This window comes from Bradyrhizobium sp. UFLA05-108 (assembly GCF_059803455.1).
The window spans coordinates 1-866 of sequence record NZ_JBANAZ010000229.1 but is presented as its reverse complement, the minus strand read 5'-3'; the positions used below and the strand labels follow the sequence as shown (position 1 = coordinate 866).

General features: G+C 52.2%; 2 rRNA genes. Both read left to right on the top strand.

The window, feature by feature from the left end:
- A 23S ribosomal RNA gene (locus SO140_RS46165) occupies positions 1-519 on the top strand; the annotation flags it as partial.
- Between the two features lie 99 nt (positions 520-618).
- A 5S ribosomal RNA gene (gene rrf / locus SO140_RS46160) occupies positions 619-734 on the top strand.
- Positions 735-866: the final 132 nt, after the last annotated feature.

Genomic DNA, 866 nt, shown 5'->3' with positions numbered 1-866 from the left:
TTAGTGATCCGGTGGTTCTGAATGGAAGGGCCATCGCTCAACGGATAAAAGGTACTCCGGGGATAACAGGCTGATACCGCCCAAGAGTTCATATCGACGGCGGTGTTTGGCACCTCGATGTCGGCTCATCACATCCTGGGGCTGAAGTAGGTCCCAAGGGTATGGCTGTTCGCCATTTAAAGTGGTACGCGAGCTGGGTTTAGAACGTCGTGAGACAGTTCGGTCCCTATCTGCCGTGGGCGTTGGAAGATTGAGAGGGGTTGCTCCTAGTACGAGAGGACCGGAGTGAACGCACCACTGGTGTTCGGGTTGTCATGCCAATGGCATTGCCCGGTAGCTAAGTGCGGAAAAGATAAGCGCTGAAAGCATCTAAGCGCGAAACTTGCCTCAAGATGAGTCTTCCCTGGGCCTTTAAGGTCCCTGAAGGAACGTTTAAGACTAAGACGTTGATAGGCTGGGTGTGTAAGTGCAGCGATGCATTGAGCTAACCAGTACTAATGATCCGTGAGGCTTAACCTTACAACACCGAAGGTGTTTTTAGAGAGATTTTCAGCGAAGTTCCGAGATTGGTTCTGATGGCTTCACGGGAGTGAGGCGGTTGGAATGAAACAGAATTTGCCTGGCGGCAATAGCGCGGTGGTCCCACCTGACCCCATGCCGAACTCAGAAGTGAAACGCCGTAGCGCCGATGGTAGTGTGGGGTCTCCCCATGCGAGAGTAGGACACTGCCAGGCATCAAATAAACGTTATCAGTGTGACGACTGGTAATGCGCAAATCGCAAAGCGCGAATTTGCCGGCATCGAGAGATGCAACGTAAAAGAATCGGTGGAGCGGTAGTTCAGTTGGTTAGAATACCTGCCTGTCA